The 18,116-nt window shown below is 66.9% G+C and carries 14 protein-coding genes, 2 rRNA genes and 1 riboswitch (1 of these 17 only partly in view); of the genes, 13 read left to right on the top strand and 3 right to left on the bottom strand.

Going from position 1 to position 18,116, the window contains the following annotated elements:
- The 12 genes from OOK40_RS31910 to OOK40_RS31855 all read left to right on the top strand — a co-directional run.
- Positions 1 to 2,663 (top strand): 23S ribosomal RNA (locus OOK40_RS31910) (it extends 461 nt beyond the left edge of the window).
- Between the two features lie 93 nt (positions 2,664 to 2,756).
- Positions 2,757 to 2,873, top strand: a 5S ribosomal RNA gene (rrf, locus tag OOK40_RS31905).
- Positions 2,874 to 3,025: 152 nt separating this feature from the next.
- Complete coding sequence (locus OOK40_RS31900; protein ID WP_266488515.1) at positions 3,026 to 3,634, top strand: CDP-alcohol phosphatidyltransferase family protein; 609 nt, start codon at positions 3,026 to 3,028, stop codon at positions 3,632 to 3,634.
- Between the two features lie 112 nt (positions 3,635 to 3,746).
- Positions 3,747 to 6,242 (top strand): mannose-1-phosphate guanyltransferase, encoded by a 2,496-nt coding sequence (locus OOK40_RS31895; RefSeq protein WP_266488513.1) that lies wholly within the window; start codon positions 3,747 to 3,749, stop codon positions 6,240 to 6,242.
- Positions 6,243 to 6,339: 97 nt separating this feature from the next.
- Entirely contained in the window at positions 6,340 to 7,269 is a 930-nt protein-coding gene (locus OOK40_RS31890) for a DUF881 domain-containing protein (RefSeq protein ID WP_266488511.1), read from the top strand.
- Complete coding sequence (locus tag OOK40_RS31885; protein WP_003970459.1) at positions 7,266 to 7,598, top strand: small basic family protein; 333 nt, start codon at positions 7,266 to 7,268, stop codon at positions 7,596 to 7,598. Before OOK40_RS31890 ends, OOK40_RS31885 begins: the two co-directional genes overlap by 4 nt.
- Positions 7,595 to 8,548: a DUF881 domain-containing protein gene (locus tag OOK40_RS31880; protein ID WP_266488505.1), complete on the top strand. Its 954-nt coding sequence runs from the start codon at positions 7,595 to 7,597 to the stop codon at positions 8,546 to 8,548. The genes OOK40_RS31885 and OOK40_RS31880 overlap by 4 nt, the downstream gene beginning before the upstream one ends.
- Before the next feature lie 148 nt (positions 8,549 to 8,696).
- The gene (locus OOK40_RS31875) at positions 8,697 to 9,578 is read left to right on the top strand and encodes an FHA domain-containing protein (RefSeq protein WP_266488549.1); all 882 of its coding nucleotides are present in this window, start codon (positions 8,697 to 8,699) and stop codon (positions 9,576 to 9,578) included.
- Positions 9,579 to 9,620: 42 nt separating this feature from the next.
- Positions 9,621 to 10,364, top strand: a complete 744-nt coding sequence (locus tag OOK40_RS31870) for a MerR family transcriptional regulator (RefSeq protein WP_266488503.1) — start codon at positions 9,621 to 9,623, stop codon at positions 10,362 to 10,364.
- Positions 10,365 to 10,417: 53 nt separating this feature from the next.
- On the top strand, positions 10,418 to 10,891 hold the full coding sequence (locus OOK40_RS31865; protein ID WP_006123076.1) for a bifunctional nuclease family protein: 474 nt from the start codon (positions 10,418 to 10,420) through the stop codon (positions 10,889 to 10,891).
- 158 nt (positions 10,892 to 11,049) lie between these two features.
- The gene (locus OOK40_RS31860) at positions 11,050 to 11,646 is read left to right on the top strand and encodes a MerR family transcriptional regulator (protein WP_266488501.1); all 597 of its coding nucleotides are present in this window, start codon (positions 11,050 to 11,052) and stop codon (positions 11,644 to 11,646) included.
- A gap of 66 nt (positions 11,647 to 11,712) precedes the next feature.
- Positions 11,713 to 13,200 (top strand): DNA polymerase IV, encoded by a 1,488-nt coding sequence (locus OOK40_RS31855; protein ID WP_266488499.1) that lies wholly within the window; start codon positions 11,713 to 11,715, stop codon positions 13,198 to 13,200.
- Here OOK40_RS31855 and OOK40_RS31850 read toward each other — a convergent pair.
- A complete protein-coding gene (locus OOK40_RS31850; RefSeq protein WP_266488498.1) occupies positions 13,113 to 13,493 on the bottom strand; it encodes a PRC-barrel domain-containing protein in 381 nt (126 codons plus the stop codon). The two genes, OOK40_RS31855 and OOK40_RS31850, sit on opposite strands and share 88 nt — an antisense overlap.
- Positions 13,494 to 13,607: 114 nt before the next feature.
- Positions 13,608 to 13,704: riboswitch (glycine riboswitch) on the top strand.
- 178 nt (positions 13,705 to 13,882) lie between these two features.
- Here OOK40_RS31850 and gcvP point away from each other — a divergent pair.
- Positions 13,883 to 16,768: an aminomethyl-transferring glycine dehydrogenase gene (gene gcvP / locus OOK40_RS31845; RefSeq protein ID WP_266488497.1), complete on the top strand. Its 2,886-nt coding sequence runs from the start codon at positions 13,883 to 13,885 to the stop codon at positions 16,766 to 16,768.
- 125 nt (positions 16,769 to 16,893) lie between these two features.
- On the opposite strand, the gene OOK40_RS31840 is transcribed toward gcvP, so the two are convergent.
- The gene (locus OOK40_RS31840; protein ID WP_323136137.1) at positions 16,894 to 17,085 is read right to left on the bottom strand and encodes a DUF5999 family protein; all 192 of its coding nucleotides are present in this window, start codon (positions 17,083 to 17,085) and stop codon (positions 16,894 to 16,896) included.
- Between the two features lie 333 nt (positions 17,086 to 17,418).
- Entirely contained in the window at positions 17,419 to 18,006 is a 588-nt protein-coding gene (locus OOK40_RS31835; RefSeq protein WP_266488494.1) for a hypothetical protein, read from the bottom strand.
- Between the last annotated feature and the right edge of the window lie 110 nt (positions 18,007 to 18,116).

The following is an 18,116-nucleotide window of genomic DNA, read 5'->3' as shown; positions in this document are numbered from 1 at the left end:
AGCACGGGGCCCGAGAAATCCCGTGTGAATCTGGCGGGACCACCCGTTAAGCCTAAATATTCCCTGGTGACCGATAGCGGATAGTACCGTGAGGGAATGGTGAAAAGTACCGCGGGAGCGGAGTGAAATAGTACCTGAAACCGTGTGCCTACAAGCCGTGGGAGCGTCGCGTGCAGAGTTTACTCTGTGCGTCGTGACTGCGTGCCTTTTGAAGAATGAGCCTGCGAGTTTGCGGTGTGTTGCGAGGTTAACCCGTGTGGGGAAGCCGTAGCGAAAGCGAGTCCGAACAGGGCGATATAGTAGCGCGCTCAAGACCCGAAGCGGAGTGATCTAGCCATGGGCAGGTTGAAGCGGAGGTAAGACTTCGTGGAGGACCGAACCCACCAGGGTTGAAAACCTGGGGGATGACCTGTGGTTAGGGGTGAAAGGCCAATCAAACTCCGTGATAGCTGGTTCTCCCCGAAATGCATTTAGGTGCAGCGTCGTGTGTTTCTTGCCGGAGGTAGAGCACTGGATAGGCGATGGGCCCTACCGGGTTACTGACCTTAGCCAAACTCCGAATGCCGGTAAGTGAGAGCGCGGCAGTGAGACTGTGGGGGATAAGCTCCATGGTCGAGAGGGAAACAGCCCAGAGCATCGACTAAGGCCCCTAAGCGTACGCTAAGTGGGAAAGGATGTGGAGTCGCAGAGACAACCAGGAGGTTGGCTTAGAAGCAGCCACCCTTGAAAGAGTGCGTAATAGCTCACTGGTCAAGTGATTCCGCGCCGACAATGTAGCGGGGCTCAAGCGTACCGCCGAAGTCGTGTCATTCCAGCATGAGGGCCAACGCCCGCTGGGATGGGTAGGGGAGCGTCGTGTGCCGGGTGAAGCCGCCGCGTAAGCGAGTGGTGGACGGTACACGAGTGAGAATGCAGGCATGAGTAGCGATACACACGTGAGAAACGTGTGCGCCGATTGACTAAGGGTTCCTGGGTCAAGCTGATCTGCCCAGGGTAAGTCGGGACCTAAGGCGAGGCCGACAGGCGTAGTCGATGGACAACCGGTTGATATTCCGGTACCCGCTTTGAAACGCCCAGTACTGAACCCATTAATGCTAAGGCCGTGAAGCCGTCCTGGAGCCTTCGGGCAAAGGGGAGTGGTGGAGCCGCTGGCCCAAGGTGGTAGTAGGTAAGCGATGGGGTGACGCAGGAAGGTAGTCCAGCCCGGGCGGTGGTTGTCCCGGGGTAAGGGTGTAGGCCGTGTGGCAGGCAAATCCGTCACACATTGAGGCTGAGACCTGATGCCGAGCCGATTGTGGTGAAGTGGATGATCCTATGCTGTCGAGAAAAGCCTCTAGCGAGTTTCATGGCGGCCCGTACCCTAAACCGACTCAGGTGGTCAGGTAGAGAATACCGAGGCGTTCGGGTGAACTATGGTTAAGGAACTCGGCAAAATGCCCCCGTAACTTCGGGAGAAGGGGGGCCATCACTGGTGAGAGGACTTGCTCCTTGAGCTGGGGGTGGCCGCAGAGACCAGCGAGAAGCGACTGTTTACTAAAAACACAGGTCCGTGCGAAGCCGTAAGGCGATGTATACGGACTGACGCCTGCCCGGTGCTGGAACGTTAAGGGGACCGGTTAGTCACATTTCGGTGTGGCGAAGCTGAGAACTTAAGCGCCAGTAAACGGCGGTGGTAACTATAACCATCCTAAGGTAGCGAAATTCCTTGTCGGGTAAGTTCCGACCTGCACGAATGGCGTAACGACTTCTCGACTGTCTCAACCATAGGCCCGGTGAAATTGCACTACGAGTAAAGATGCTCGTTTCGCGCAGCAGGACGGAAAGACCCCGGGACCTTTACTACAGTTTGATATTGGTGTTCGGTTCGGCTTGTGTAGGATAGGTGGGAGACTGTGAAGCTTGGACGCCAGTTCAGGTGGAGTCGTCGTTGAAATACCACTCTGGTCGTGCTGGATGTCTAACCTGGGTCCGTGATCCGGATCAGGGACAGTGTCTGATGGGTAGTTTAACTGGGGCGGTTGCCTCCCAAAGAGTAACGGAGGCGCCCAAAGGTTCCCTCAGCCTGGTTGGCAATCAGGTGTTGAGTGTAAGTGCACAAGGGAGCTTGACTGTGAGACCGACGGGTCGAGCAGGGACGAAAGTCGGGACTAGTGATCCGGCGGTGGCTTGTGGAAGCGCCGTCGCTCAACGGATAAAAGGTACCCCGGGGATAACAGGCTGATCTTCCCCAAGAGTCCATATCGACGGGATGGTTTGGCACCTCGATGTCGGCTCGTCGCATCCTGGGGCTGGAGTCGGTCCCAAGGGTTGGGCTGTTCGCCCATTAAAGCGGTACGCGAGCTGGGTTTAGAACGTCGTGAGACAGTTCGGTCCCTATCCGCTGTGCGCGTAGGAGTCTTGAGAAGGGCTGTCCCTAGTACGAGAGGACCGGGACGGACGAACCTCTGGTGTGCCAGTTGTCCTGCCAAGGGCATGGCTGGTTGGCTACGTTCGGAAAGGATAACCGCTGAAAGCATCTAAGCGGGAAGCCTGCTTCGAGATGAGGACTCCCACCCCCTTCGAGGGGTTAAGGCTCCCAGTAGACGACTGGGTTGATAGGCCAGATGTGGAAGCCCCGCAAGGGGTGGAGCTGACTGGTACTAATAGGCCGAGGGCTTGTCCTCAGTTGCTCGCGTCCACTGTGTCAGTTCTGAAGTAACGAACTGTCGAGTCCCCCCATTGGCCGGGGGATTCCGGAATCGATAACTTCACAGTGTTTCGGTGGTCATTGCGTTAGGGAAACGCCCGGTTACATTCCGAACCCGGAAGCTAAGCCTTTCAGCGCCGATGGTACTGCAGGGGGGACCCTGTGGGAGAGTAGGACGCCGCCGAACAATTATTGTGGGAGAGCCCCGCACCTTCTGGTGCGGGGCTTTTCTGCGTTCAGGGGGCAATACCGCCGTTCTACCCCTGTGCATCCCGCGGCTGCGGCTGAGGGGTAGGGTCAGGGAGCATCATTGGAACGTTCCGCACAGGAGGCCCCCGGGTGGAGGTCCAGGAGACCCGCGTCCAGACGGACCGGGTGCTCACCATCCCCAACATCCTCAGCATGGCGCGTCTCGCCGGTGTGCCGCTCTTCCTGTGGCTGATTCTCCGTCCCGAGTTCGGGGGGCCCAACAGCGATGGCTGGGCCTTGCTCGTACTGATGCTGAGCGGCGTCAGTGACTATCTCGACGGCAAGCTTGCGCGGCGCTGGAACCAGATCAGCAGTCTGGGGCGGCTCCTCGACCCGGCTGCCGACCGGCTGTACATCCTCTCCACCCTCGTCGGGCTGACCTGGCGCGAGATTCTGCCCATCTGGCTCACCGCCGCCCTATTGGCGCGCGAACTGATGCTGCTGGTGATGGTGGGAATCCTCCGCCGTCACGGCTATCCGCCGCCCCAGGTCAACTTCCTGGGCAAGGCGGCCACGTTCAACCTCATGTACGCGTTCCCCCTCCTGCTCCTGAGTGACGGAAACGGGTGGCTTGCGTCACTCGCTGCTATTTTCGGATGGGCGTTCGCAGTATGGGGTACAACTCTGTATTGGTGGGCAGGGATCCTCTACGTGGTCCAGGTCCGCCGCCTCGTCAAGGCGGATGCAGTGGCCGATTGACCTCGTCGATGCCGTGCCGAGCAGTGTTGCCGGCCGTGCATGACGCCAAAGGGGCCTCATTGACGGGTCCAGTCGGCTAGACCGTCGTCTCTTCAAGGAGGACGCTTCCGACATGAAGGCCGTCGTGATGGCCGGTGGCGAAGGTACCCGACTTCGCCCAATGACCTCGAGCATGCCCAAGCCGCTCCTGCCAGTGGCCAACCGGCCGATCATGGAGCATGTGCTGCGCCTGCTCAAGCGGCATGGGCTCAATGAGACCGTCGTAACCGTGCAGTTTCTCGCCTCACTCGTCAAGAACTACTTCGGTGACGGCGAAGAGCTCGGGATGGAGCTCACCTATGCCAATGAGGAGAAGCCACTCGGCACTGCGGGGAGCGTGAAGAATGCCGAGGAAGCGCTGAAGGACGACGCGTTTCTCGTCATCTCAGGTGATGCGCTCACCGACTTTGACCTGAGCGACCTGATCTCCTTCCACAAGGAGAAGGGCGCACTGGTCACGGTGTGCCTGACGCGAGTGCCGAACCCTCTCGAATTCGGTATCACCATCGTGGACGAAGAAGGAAAGGTCGAGCGCTTCCTCGAGAAGCCGACCTGGGGACAGGTTTTCTCGGACACGGTGAATACGGGCATCTATGTGATGGAGCCGGAGGTCTTCGACTATGTCGAGGCCGATGTTCCCGTGGACTGGTCCGGAGATGTGTTCCCGCAGCTCATGAAGGAAGGCAAGCCGATCTACGGCTATATCGCCGAGGGCTACTGGGAGGACGTGGGCACCCACGAGAGCTATGTGAAGGCCCAGGCCGATGTCCTCGAGGGCAAGGTCGATGTGGAACTCGACGGGTTCGAGATCTCTCCCGGTGTGTGGGTGGCCGAAGGTGCGGAAGTCCATCCGGACGCCGTGCTGCGCGGTCCGCTGTATATCGGCGACTACGCCAAGGTCGAGGCCGATGTCGAGATCCGCGAGCACACCGTCGTCGGGTCCAATGTCGTCGTCAAGAGCGGTGCCTTTCTCCATAAGGCCGTGATCCACGACAACGTGTACATCGGTGAGCACTGCAACCTCCGCGGCTGCGTGATCGGTAAGAACACCGACATCATGCGTGCCGCACGTATCGAGGACGGCGCGGTCATCGGCGACGAGTGCCTTGTCGGCGAAGAATCGATTATCCAGGGCAATGTCCGGGTCTACCCGTTCAAGACCATCGAGGCCGGCGCCTTCGTCAACACCTCGGTCATCTGGGAGTCGCGGGGCCAGGCGCATCTCTTCGGGGCCCGCGGAGTGTCCGGAATCCTCAACGTCGAGATCACGCCCGAACTGGCCGTGCGGCTGGCCGGTGCGTATGCCACCACCCTCAAGAAGGGGGCGACGGTCACCACGGCGCGTGACCACTCCCGGGGCGCCCGTGCGCTCAAGCGGGCCGTCATCTCCGCCCTGCAGGCCAGCGCCATCGACGTACGCGACCTGGAGAACGTGCCGCTGCCCGTGGCGCGGCAGCAGACCGCCCGCGGCAGTGCCGGCGGCATCATGATCCGTACGTCTCCCGGTGTGCCGGACTCCGTCGACATCATGTTCTTCGACGAGCGCGGCGCGGACCTCTCGCAGGCCGGTCAGCGGAAGCTGGACCGGGTGTACGCGCGCCAGGAGTACCGGCGGGCGTTCCCCGGCGAGATCGGGGATCTGCACTTCCCGTCCAGCGTCTTCGACTCGTACACCGGATCCCTGCTGCGCAATGTCGACACCTCCGGCATCGCCGAGTCGGGTCTCAAGGTCGTCATCGACGCGTCCAACGGCAGCGCCGGGCTGGTTCTGCCGAGCCTTCTCGGACGGCTCGGCGTGGACGCCCTGGTCATCAACCCCGGGCTGGACGAATCGAGGCCGACGGAGTCAGCGGACACCCGACGGTCCGGACTGGTGCGGCTGGGCGAGATCGTGGCCTCGGCCCGGGCGGCCTTCGGGGTGCGTTTCGACCCCGTCGGTGAGCGGCTGTCGCTGGTCGACGAACGCGGGCGCATCATCGAGGACGACCGCGCGCTGCTTGTGCTGCTCGACCTGGTGGCGGCGGAGCGGCGCAGTGGGCGGGTGGCGCTTCCCGTGACCACCACGCGGATCGCCGAGCAGGTCGCCGCGTATCACGGCACGCAGGTGGAGTGGACGACCACCTCGCCCGACGATCTGACGCGTGTCGGGCGCGAGGAGACCACGATCTTCGGTGGTGACGGCCGGGGCGCCTTCATCATTCCGGAGTTCAGCAGCGTCTTCGACGGCTCTGCGGCTCTGGTACGGCTGGTCGGGCTCGTGGCCCGTACGCAGCTCACGCTGAGCCAGATCGATGCCCGCATCCCGCGGGCGCATGTGCTGCGGCGCGATCTGGCGACTCCTTGGGCGGTCAAGGGGCTGGTGATGCGACGCGTCGTGGAGGCTGCCGGTGACCGGCATGTCGACACGACCGACGGGGTACGTGTGGTTGAGGCCGACGGCCGTTGGGTGATGGTCCTTCCCGACCCCGCGGAGGCCGTCACTCATTTGTGGGCAGAGGGGCCGGACGACGCTTCGGCGCAGGCGCTCCTCGACGAATGGTCCGCCGTTGTGGACAGCGCAGGTCACTGACGTGTGACGGGTGTGCCGGGAGTTGTCCGCGGACGGCTTCCGGCGCACCGGTGGGGCCATTCGGCGGTAACACCTGCGACGTGCGACGATGTGCGACATGTCGCAGCAGCCCCCCGTTCGGAGCACCGGCTCTCCACCCGCACGTCCCGATGCGTCCATGTCGCTGCTGACGAACGTCATGGAGCACAGCCTCGACGACGGATACGCGGAGGCGGCGGCCCGCAGGGAGGCCGAGGGCGGGGGTCTTCCCCGTACGCTGCGTGCCAAGCTCGGACTCGCGGCCGGCCTGGTGCTGGCCGCGCTCGTCGTGACCGTGGGAGCGGCCGAGGCGCGGATATCGGCACCGGTGGTGGCGAAGGAGCGCGAGGAGCTCATCGACCGGATCGACGCGGAGACCGCGGACGCCGACGCGCTGGAGCGGAGTGTCGACACGCTCCGCGACGAGGTGGGGAACCGGCAGCGCAAGGCCCTCAAGACGCAGGGCGGGGAACAGGCAGAACTCGTCGCACTGCTCTCCGGTGCCACAGAGGTGGAGGGGCCGGGGGTCAAGCTCGTCGTCGACGACGCGAAAGACACCGATCAGGGTGGCGGCGGGCCGCGGGAGAGCAGCGGCTTCAACGACACGGGCCGGGTGCGTGACCGGGACATGCAGCGGATCGTCAACGGGCTCTGGGAGTCGGGCGCTGAGGCCGTCGCGATCAACGGGCAGCGGCTGACGGCCCTGTCGGCGATCCGCGCGGCGGGCGACGCCATACTGGTCGACAACAAGCCGCTGGTGCCGCCGTACACGGTGCTCGCGGTGGGGGACGGGAAGAAGTTGAGCACCGCGTTCCAGGACAGTGCCGACGGGCAGTATCTGCACGCGTTGCAGGAGAACTTCGGTATCCGCACCAGCATCTCCACCGAGGAGAAGGTGCGCCTGCCGGCGGCGCCGAGCTTGATCGTACGTACAGCAGAGCCGAAGACCGCCGACGCCGGGAAGGGCAACGGGCAGGGCACGGCTGACACAGGGAAGGGCACATCGTGATCGCCGTACTGGGCCTCGTCGTCGGAGTCGTGGTCGGACTGTTGGTCCGGCCCGAAGTGCCGGCGGTGGTCGAGCCCTATCTGCCGATCGCCGTCGTCGCGGCTCTCGACGCGGTCTTCGGTGGCCTGCGGGCCATGCTCGACGGAATTTTCGTCGACAAGGTCTTCGTCGTCTCCTTCCTGTCGAACGTGGTGGTGGCAGCGCTGATCGTGTTCCTGGGCGACAAGTTGGGCGTGGGCGCCCAGCTGTCGACGGGTGTGGTGGTCGTGCTCGGTATCCGGATCTTCTCCAACGCTGCCGCGATCCGCCGGCACGTGTTCCGGGCGTGAGGCCGATGAAAAGCGAAGAGAATCCCCACGGCGAAGAGCACCCCAAGGGCGAGGTGCCGGAGTCGGTGACGCCGCCGGCCGCCGACACCGGTTCCGGGAACGCTGAGCCGGAACAGACCCGGCCGCAGCAGCCGGAACAGCCCGAGCCGGAACAGCCCGAGCCGGATCAGCCCCGCCCAGAACAGGCCCACCCGGAGCAGCCCGAGGTCGAAGAGCCCGAGCCCGCGCAGCAGACCGGTCGGCAGCGGCTTGTCGCGGTGCTGTGGCCCCCGCGGGTCAGCCGCGCTCAACTCATCGTCGCCCTCCTGCTGTTCGTCCTCGGTCTGGGCCTCGCCATCCAGGTCCGCTCCAACAGCGACAACAGCGCGCTGCGCGGTGCGCGCCAGGAGGACCTGGTGCGCATCCTCGACGAGCTCGACAACCGCACGCAGCGGCTCGAGGACGAGAAACAGCGTCTGGAGGACCAGCGCACCGAGCTGGAAAACAGCTCCGACCAGGCCGAAGAGGCTCGCAAACAGACCGTGCAGAAGGAGCAGCAACTCGGCATCCTCGCCGGTACGGTCGCCGCGCAGGGTCCGGGCATCACGCTCACCGTCCAGGACCCGTCCGGCACGGTGGAGTCGGACATGCTGCTCGACGCGATCCAGGAACTGCGCGCGGCGGGCGCGGAAGCGATCCAGGTCAACGACATCCGGGTCGTCGCGGACACCTACTTCACGGGAACCGGCGCCGACATCGAGGTGGACGGCAAACCGGTCAAGGCCCCGTACCGGTTCGAGGTCATCGGCAAGCCGCAGGATCTGGAGCCCGCCCTGAACATCCCGGGCGGCGTGGTCCAGACACTGGAGAAGGAGCAGGCCACCGCCACGGTGGCGCGCTCGCAGAAGATCGTCGTGGATGCCTTGCGACCCGCGAAGCGGCCTGACTACGCTCGGTCGTCGGCGCAGTGAGGCGGGGGTGCATGGGGTCCGGCGGACCAGGGCATGAGCTTGCGGGGGGTCGGCACATCACAAGCGTGCCGCGTGGTGGAAACTGTCTGGTGGTCACGGACGTTGTGAGGATGTCCGGGTCGGCAGGTCTGATCATTGAGGGTTCGTCCTGCCCCACGGGCGGGTCTATTTCGGTCAAGGGGAATCGCCCGTGAAGTTGTTTGGGAAGTTGTTCGGCAAGAGCGCACGCGAGGACGGTGGCAACGCCCGGCATCGCGCGCCGCGCCATGGCCAGAGTGAGGAGCAGGGCGCTGAGAGGCCGCTCTTCCGGGATGAGGTCGCTGGTCCGGGCGGTGACATTTCGGGCGGTCAGGGCGCGTCGTCTGTTGACCCTGCCGGTTCCGGCCGCATAGGTTTCGGGGAACCATCAACCTCAAGTACGGGTGGAGGGTTTGCCACGGACCCGTACTCAACCAATCCCCACGCGGGGCAGCCGCGGCAGGAGGATCCGTCCATGTCGGCCTTGGTTTGTACGAGGTGCGGGCACCGCAATGCCGAGGCCAGCCGGTTCTGCTCCAACTGCGGTGCGCCGCTGCGTGGCGGGGCGCCCGCCGAGCGTGCTTCGGAGACGACCTCGACGATCTCCATCTCCGGCCTTGAGGCGTACGACTCGGAGGTGACGGGGCAGACGCAGATTCCGTCGCTCTCTCCCGAGGCCCAGGCCGCCGTCGACGCGCTGCCGCTCGGCTCGGCGCTCCTGGTGGTGCGCCGCGGTCCGAACTCCGGAAGCCGCTTCCTGCTGGACGGCGAGCTGACCACGGCCGGCCGTCACCCGCAGAGCGACATCTTCCTCGACGACGTGACCGTCTCGCGGCGTCATGTGGAGTTCCGCCGGGGACCGGACGGCCGCTTCAGCGTCGCGGACGTCGGCAGCCTCAACGGCACGTACGTCAACCGCGAGCGGATCGACTCCGTCGTCCTGTCGAGCGGTGACGAGGTCCAGATCGGCAAGTACCGGCTGGTCTTCTACGCGAGCCAGCGGGGCGTGTAACCCTCCCCCGGACTCCGTCCGGGGGGACCACAGGGAAGGTACATGCTGCGAACACCGACGGGCGGTGCCGGGCACGGCACCGCCACCGCGGGCGAGAGGCTGATGAGCATCGGTACGGTGCTCAGCCGGCTGCGCGACGAGTTTCCCGAAGTGACCATCTCCAAGATCCGTTTTCTGGAGTCCGAAGGGCTGGTCGAGCCGCGGCGGACACCGTCCGGGTACCGCAAGTTCAGCCCCGAGGACCTGGAGCGGCTGGCGCAGGTGCTGCGGATGCAGCGGGATCACTACCTTCCGCTGAAGGTCATCCGTGAGCATCTCGACGCCCTGGGGCGCGGTGAGCACGTTCAGCTGCCCGCGCAGGGCCCGCAGCGGGAACTGTTCGACGGCCCGTGGGAAGCCGTCGCCGACCGGCCGACGGCCGCGCGGCTGGGGCGTGCCGAGCTCCTCGCGGCCGCTGACGTGGGCGAGGCGGACCTGGCCGAGTGGGAGTCGTACGGCCTGCTGGCGCAGGGCGATGACGGCGCTTACGACGCCGAGTCGGTGACCGTGGCCAAGCTGGTCGCGGACCTGGGGAGATTCGGGCTGGAGCCGCGTCATCTGCGGGCGATGAAAGCCGCCGCGGACCGTGAGGCGAGCCTGGTCGAGCAGGTCGTTGCACCCTTGCGGCGGCACCGTAATCCGCAGACCAGGGCGCATGCCGAGGCGACCATAAAAGAGCTCGCTGCCCTGTCTGTACGGCTGCATGCGGCCCTCGTACAGACGGCTCTCGGGGTCCGGCTGCACTGATCATGGGAGAGCCCGACTACCCAAACCGGTCGGGCACGTCCTAGGGTTGCTGTGTGAACGAGCTCGACGTTGTGGGTGTCCGGGTCGAAATGCCCTCGAACCAACCGATCGTGCTCCTGCGTGAAGTGGGAGGCGACCGGTACCTCCCCATCTGGATCGGTCCCGGGGAGGCCACCGCCATTGCCTTTGCCCAGCAGGGCATGGCTCCGGCGAGGCCGCTGACGCATGACCTCTTCAAGGATGTGCTGGAGGCGGTGGGCCAGGAGCTCACCGAGGTGCGCATCACTGACCTGCGCGAAGGGGTCTTCTACGCGGAGCTGGTCTTCGCCAGTGGAGTCGAGGTGAGCGCGAGACCGTCCGACGCCATAGCGCTGGCCCTGCGCACGGGTACGCCGATCTACGGCAGCGACGGGGTCCTCGACGACGCGGGAATTGCCATCCCGGACGAGCAGGAGGACGAGGTGGAGAAGTTCCGCGAGTTCCTCGATCAGATCTCGCCCGAGGACTTCGGCACCAACAGCCAGTGACCGTCCGAACGGTTGTCGTCAGCGCATTCGAGTAGCCTTTCCCCGAAAACGGGCACGAGAAACCACTCTCAGGGTGATTATCACTCGGCGTGGCGATCGTTGACGCACCCCTGGTGACTGCCTACCGTCGAGTCGGCAGGTCAAGGACGGAGGTCGGCGTGAGAAGCAGCGGCGACGGTACGGCTGGGGGCGGCGCCCCCGGACGGAGTCTGGGGGAGGGCGGGCTGCATCCGCTTCACGAAAGTGCGGCCGAGGCCGGGGAGACGATCGGCTACCGCGGTCCGACCGCGTGTGCGGCGGCGGGTATCACCTACCGCCAACTCGACTACTGGGCGCGCACCGGGCTGGTCGAGCCCAGTGTGCGGCCGGCGTACGGATCGGGGACGCAGCGGCTCTACAGCTTCCGCGATGTGGTTGTCCTCAAGATCGTCAAGCGTTTCCTGGACACCGGCGTAGCACTGCAGAACATCCGCACCGCGGTGCAGCATCTGCGGGCGCGTGGCGTTTCGGACCTGGAGCGCATGACGCTGATGAGCGACGGTGCCACCGTCTACGAGTGCTCGTCGCCGGACGAGGTCGTGGATCTGCTCCAGGGCGGCCAGGGGATCTTCGGGATCGCCGTCGGTGTGGTCTGGCGTGATGTCGAGGCGGCGCTGTCGCAGCTCCACGGCGAGCGGGTCGACACCGGCGAGACGCTCGTTGGCAACAACCCCGCGGACGAGCTGGCCAGGCGCAGACGCGACCGGGCCGTCTGAGCGGCGCGGCGGAGGGGCCACGCTCTGCCGGGGCCATTGTCAGTGGCGTGGGGCAGCATCGGAGTTGTGAGATCCGCGCCGACGATTCTGCATCTGGACATGGATGCCTTCTTCGCCGCCGCCGAGCAGGCGGCGAAGCCGAGTCTGCGCGGAAAGCCGGTGGTGGTCGGCGGGCTCGGGCCGCGCGGGGTCGTCGCGACCGCTTCGTACGAGGCACGGCGCTTCGGGGTCCACTCCGCGATGCCGATGGCGCAGGCGAGACGTCTCGCGCCCAATGCCGCCTATCTCGTCCCGCGCTTCTCGCTCTACCGCACGGTCAGCGAGCAGGTGATGGAGCTGCTGGGCAGGCTCTCGCCGCTGGTGGAGCCGCTGAGCCTGGACGAGGCGTTCGTGGACCTGGAGGCGGGCGGGGTCGCCGACGACTCCGCGTCCGCCAGGGCGACGGGGGAGCGGCTGCGTGCGGAGATCCGCACGGTCACGGGTCTCACCGGGTCCGTCGGTCTCGCCGGATCCAAGATGCTGGCCAAGATCGCCTCGGAGCAGGCGAAACCCGACGGTCTGGTGCTCATCGAGCCGGGTACGGAACGTGAGCTGCTGGGGCCGATGTCAGTGCGGACGCTGCCCGGGGTTGGCCCGGCGACGGGGGAGCATCTGCGCCGCGCGGGTATGACGACTGTCGCCGAGCTCGCGGAGGCGGGCGAGGACGAGCTCGTACGGCTGCTGGGCAGGGCGCACGGGACCTCGCTGTTCCGGATGGCCATGGGGTACGACGACCGGCCCGTGGTGGCTGAGCGGGACACGAAGTCGGTGTCCGTTGAGGACACCTTCGATGTGGATCTGCACGACCGGGTGCGGGTGCGGATAGAGGTGGAGCGGCTCGCCGACCGGTGTGTGCAGAGGCTGCGGGCCTCCGGGCACTCCGGGCGGACCATCGTGCTGAAGGTGCGGCGATACGACTTCTCGACGCTCACGCGCTCCGAGACGCTGCGCGGGCCGACCGACGATCCCTCGGTGGTGCGGGAGGCCGCCGGGCGGCTCCTGGAGGCCGTGGACACCACAGGCGGGGTACGGCTGCTCGGCGTGGGCGTCACCGGGCTCACCGACTACACCCAGGAAGACCTCTTCGCCCAGGCCGCCGCGGACGATCATGGCGGACCGGCGAACGAGGGGGCTTCGGAGGCGGAGGGCGACCACGGGGCCCATGGGGGCGACGAGGCGGCCGGGGCGGTCGTCGCGGAGCCCGTGGCACATCCGGAGCGGCGCTGGGCGGCCGGGCACGACGTACGGCATGCCCAGTACGGGGCGGGCTGGGTGCAGGGCAGCGGCGTCGGACGGGTCACGGTGCGGTTCGAGGAGCCGGGGTCGCCGCCGGGACGCGTCCGTACCTTCCTTATCGACGACCCCGATCTCGAGCCCTCCGACCCCCTGCCGCTGGTGCCGCTGCCCGAGAAGGAGCAGGGCCCGGGTCAGTCCTCCTGGCCCGCGACGCGGCCGAAGGAGGTGTCCCCCGACGGCGTGGGCGTCTCAGGGGCCTCGGACAGATCGAGGCCGTAGTGGTGGTAGAGCTGCAGTTCCTGCTCCGGGGAGAGATGACGGCCGACACCGAAGTCCGGCGCGTCCTTGATCAGCGAGCGTTCGTACGGGACGTGCAGGGTGTCGTCGACCACCTTGCTGGGCTCCAGCGGGACGAAAGCGTCCCTGCTGAACAGGCCGGTGCGCACAGCAGCCCACTCGGGCACGCCGGTCGCATCGTCGAGATACACCTCGTCCACAGTCCCGATCTTGGTGCCGTTGCGGTCGAACGCCTTGCGGCCGATCAGGCTGCGCGGATCGATGTCGGTCTGCACGGTCCCTCCAATTGGTCGCAACTGCTGTTTAAATACTACAAAAGTGCACATCGTGACTGTCGGCCACTTGAGCGATCGAAGCGGGAGGGCGCTGGTACGCTGGCAGACGGCTGCTGACCCCGTGCGGGAGAGTCCACCGGTGACACACCGGCGGCGCCGAAGGAGCAAATCCTCCCCGGAATCTCTCAGGCCCCTGTACCGCACGGATGAGGTCACTCTGGAAAGCAGAGCGGGCGTCGGACGGCGTCCGCTCTCACCGACGGTGAAAGCCGGCGCGCCTGCGTGCGCGCCGGTGAAGCTCTCAGGTTGAGATGACAGAGGGGGAGGCCGTCCGGGCATCCGCGCCGCGATGCCCCTCGCCGGTCGTGTCAGACCAGGAGGCCTCCTAAATGACCGCCAACCGCATTCCGCTCTCCCAGCTGGAGCAGGGCATCCCCTTCGAGCAGCGCCACATCGGGCCCGACGCCGAGGCCCAGGCCAAGATGCTGGCGCAGGTGGGGTACGGCTCGCTGGACGAGCTGACCGCCGCCGCGGTGCCCGCTGTGATCAAGAGCGCGGAGGCGCTGAACCTCCCGGGCGCGCGCACCGAGGCCGATGTCCTCGCCGAGCTGCGCACGCTGGCCGACCGCAATCAGGTGCTGGCGCCGATGATCGGCCTCGGCTACTACGGCACCTTCACGCCGCCGGTCATCCTGCGCAATGTCATGGAGAACCCTGCCTGGTACACGGCGTACACGCCCTACCAGCCGGAGATCTCCCAGGGCCGCCTCGAGGCGCTGCTCAACTTCCAGACGATGGTCGCCGATCTGACCGGCCTGCCCACCTCGGGCGCGTCGCTGCTCGACGAGGCCACCGCCGCGGCCGAGGCCATGTCGCTCGCCCGCCGCGTCGGCAAGGTCAAGAACGGCGTCTTCCTGGTCGACGCCGATGCCCTGCCGCAGACCCTCGCGGTGATCGAGACGCGCGCCGAGCCGACCGGTGTCGAGGTCGTCACCGCCGACCTGAGCGAGGGCATCCCCGCCGAGATCGCCGAGCGCGGCGTCTTCGGCGTACTGCTCCAGTACCCGGGCGCCTCCGGCGCCGTCCGTGACCTCAAGCCCGTCATCGAGGAGGCGCACGAGCTCGGCGCGATCGTCACCGTCGCCGCCGATCTGCTGGCGCTGACCCTGCTCACCTCGCCCGGCGAGCTGGGCGCCGACATCGCGGTCGGCACGACGCAGCGGTTCGGCGTCCCGATGGGCTTCGGCGGACCGCACGCCGGCTACATGGCCGTCCGCGAGAAGTTCGCGCGCAGCCTGCCCGGCCGGCTCGTCGGCGTCTCCGTCGACGCGGACGGGAACAGGGCTTACCGCCTCGCGCTGCAGACCCGTGAGCAGCACATCCGCCGCGAGAAGGCCACCAGCAACATCTGCACCGCCCAGGTGCTGCTCGCCGTCATGGCCGGGATGTACGCGGTCTACCACGGCCCCCAGGGCCTGCGGTCGATCGCGCAGCGCACCCACCGCTTCGCGACCCTGCTCGCCGAGGGCCTGCGGGCCGGTGGCGTCGAGGTCGTGCACGGCTCGTACTTCGACACCCTCACCGCGCGGGTGCCCGGCAAGGCCGCCGACGTGCTCGCCGCCGCACGCGAGGGCGGGGTCAACCTCCACCTCGTCGACGCCGACACCGTCTCCATCTCCTGCGACGAGACCACGGGACGCACGGAGCTGAACGTGGTCTGGGCGGCCTTCGGCCTCGAGGGCGACATCGAGGCGCTGGACGCGGCGACCGAGGACGCTCTGCCGCAGTCGCTGCTGCGGACGGACGACTACCTCACGCACCCCGTCTTCCACCAGCACCGTTCCGAGACGGCGATGCTGCGCTACCTGCGCAAGCTCGCCGACCGGGACTACGCGCTGGACCGCGGCATGATCCCGCTCGGCTCCTGCACCATGAAGCTGAACGCGACCACCGAGATGGAGCCGGTCACCTGGCCGGAGTTCGGCCAGATCCACCCCTTCGCCCCCGTCGAGCAGGCCGCCGGATACCTCACGCTCATCCATGAGCTGGAGGAGCGCCTCGCCGAGGTCACCGGGTACGACGCGGTCTCCATCCAGCCCAACGCCGGTTCGCAGGGGGAGCTCGCTGGCCTGCTGGCCGTGCGCGCTTACCACCGCGCCAACGGCGACGAGCAGCGCACCATCTGCCTCATCCCCTCCTCCGCGCACGGCACCAACGCCGCCAGCGCGGTGATGGCGGGCATGAAGGTCGTCGTGGTGAAGACCGCCGACGACGGCGAGGTGGACATCGAGGACCTGCGCGCCAAGATCGAGCAGTACCGCGACGAGCTCTCGGTCCTGATGATCACCTACCCGTCCACGCACGGTGTGTTCGAGGAGCACGTCGCCGACATCTGCGCCCAGGTCCACGAGGCCGGCGGCCAGGTGTACGTCGACGGCGCCAACCTCAACGCGCTGGTGGGTCTCGCCAAGCCGGGCAAGTTCGGCGGCGACGTCTCGCACCTCAACCTGCACAAGACCTTCTGCATCCCGCACGGCGGCGGCGGTCCGGGCGTCGGTCCGGTGGGTGTCCGCGCACACCTCGCGCCGTACCTCCCCAACCACCCGCTCCAGCCGACCGCGGGACCCGAGACGGGTGTGGGTCCGATTTCGGCCGCTCCCTGGGGCTCGGCGGGCATCCTGCCCATCTCCTGGGCGTACGTGCGGCTCATGGGCGGCGAGGGCCTCAAGCGCGCGACGCAGGTCGCCGTGCTCGCGGCCAACTACATCGCCAAGCGCCTGGAGCCGCACTACCCGGTGCTCTACACGGGCCCGGCGGGCCTCGTCGCCCACGAGTGCATCGTGGACCTGCGGCCGCTGTCGAAGGCGACCGGTGTCAGTGTCGACGACATCGCCAAGCGGCTGATCGACTACGGCTTCCACGCGCCGACGATGTCCTTCCCGGTGGCCGGCACGCTGATGATCGAGCCCACCGAGAGTGAGGACCTGACCGAGATCGACCGCTTCTGCGACACCATGATCGCGATCCGGGGCGAGATCGAGAGGGTCGCCTCGGGCGAGTGGCCCGCGCAGGACAACCCGCTCAGCAACGCCCCGCACACGGCGGCCGCGCTCGGCGGGGAGTGGGGGCACCCCTACAGCCGCGAGGAGGCGGTCTTCCCGGCCGGGGTGAGCGCCGCGGACAAGTACTGGCCGCCGGTGCGCCGGATCGACGGTGCGTTCGGCGACCGTAACCTCGTCTGCTCCTGCCCGCCGATGGACGAGTACGAGAACTGACGGGGACGGCGACCGGCGAACGGGGCCGGAGCGGCGGCGCGCATGCGTCAGGGCCGGTGCGGAGATCAGTCTCCGTGCCGGCCCCTCGTCGTAACGGACGGCTCTCGTCGCCCTACGGACATCCCCTAGGCGGCCGTCATCACCTGCCGGTGCGGCGCGATGATCTGCCCGTCCGGCAGCAGCTCGCCGGTGTCCTCGAAGAGCAGGATGCCGTTGCACAGCAGGCTCCAGCCCTGCTCCGGGTGGTGTGCCACGAGACGCGCGGCTTCCCGGTCGGCTGAGTCGGATGTCGGGCAGGCTGGCTGGTGCTGGCACATGGCTGGGTTCTTTCGCTGCGTTGTGTCGACTGTGACTGTCCTGCGGCTCGATGAGGAGTTCATGGCCGCCCCCCCCGTATCTCTCGGTCCGATCCCAGTGTTGCCCCACGGGCGTAAATCCGCAGGGATTTCGCGGCAGCTCTTCTTACTGGTTAATGACGTATCACCCGGGCGGACGGTTCAGTTCAACTCCATTGTCCTTTCGGGTGGTTCGGGGGGGCCGGTATGGGCTAGTCCACCCGGGGCAGAAGTGCGCCCCGCGACCGGATGGTCACGGGGCGCGAAGACGGTGTGAGCAGGGCACCTGTGGGGGCGCTCCTCAAGCCGCGGCGGTCAGGCGGGGGAGCCGAGCAGCGGGGCTGGAGTGAGGCGCAGGGTCATGACCGGGAGCAGATCGGAGACCTGGTGCGGCCGGTGCGCGGTGATGCCCGGAGGCGCCGGAGCCAGCGGTACCAGTACGTCGGTGGGGCGGGGTGTGCCGGTCCCGGCGTCGGCGTCGGTGTCGCCGTGCAGCCAGAGGGTCAGCATGTAGAGCTCGGGGATGGAGAGCAGCCGCGGCTGGAAGTGGGTCCTCATCGACTCGGCCTGCCGCAGTGCCCGCTCGGTGGAGCTCAGATAGGGGCCTTCGAAGAAATGCGAGAAGGTCCAGCCGTCGGGGGTGAGCATCGTCTCCGCCGCGGCCACGGAGCGTTCGCCGCTGCGGATGAGGAAGCGCCAGCCCGTGAGGCGGGTGTAGGGGGCACTGCTGCTCGGGACGATCTGATCCAGTACATGGACGGGAAGCGGCAGTTCGGGGCTCACAGATCCCTGGACGGACCTCAGAGCGGGTGTGCGGGCCTCGCGGACGGCGGTCGGGGAACCGAGTGCTGCGAGGACGCTGCGGAGGGCAGGCGCGGGGGCCGGGGGGACATGCAGCGGCATGATGGGTCGCCTCTCACTTCGGAGACACGTTTGAGCAGGGGCAGGTGCGGACGGCACTGTCAGCGTGGCGGGGTCAGAGGGGGCCGGAAACCCCACCGGGCGCCAACTCT

Origin of the sequence: Streptomyces sp. NBC_01481, from assembly GCF_026339995.1 — a bacterium.
GTDB lineage: Bacteria > Actinomycetota > Actinomycetes > Streptomycetales > Streptomycetaceae > Streptomyces.
The sequence above is the reverse complement of the archived record's forward strand: the minus strand, read 5'-3'. Positions and strand labels throughout refer to the sequence as shown.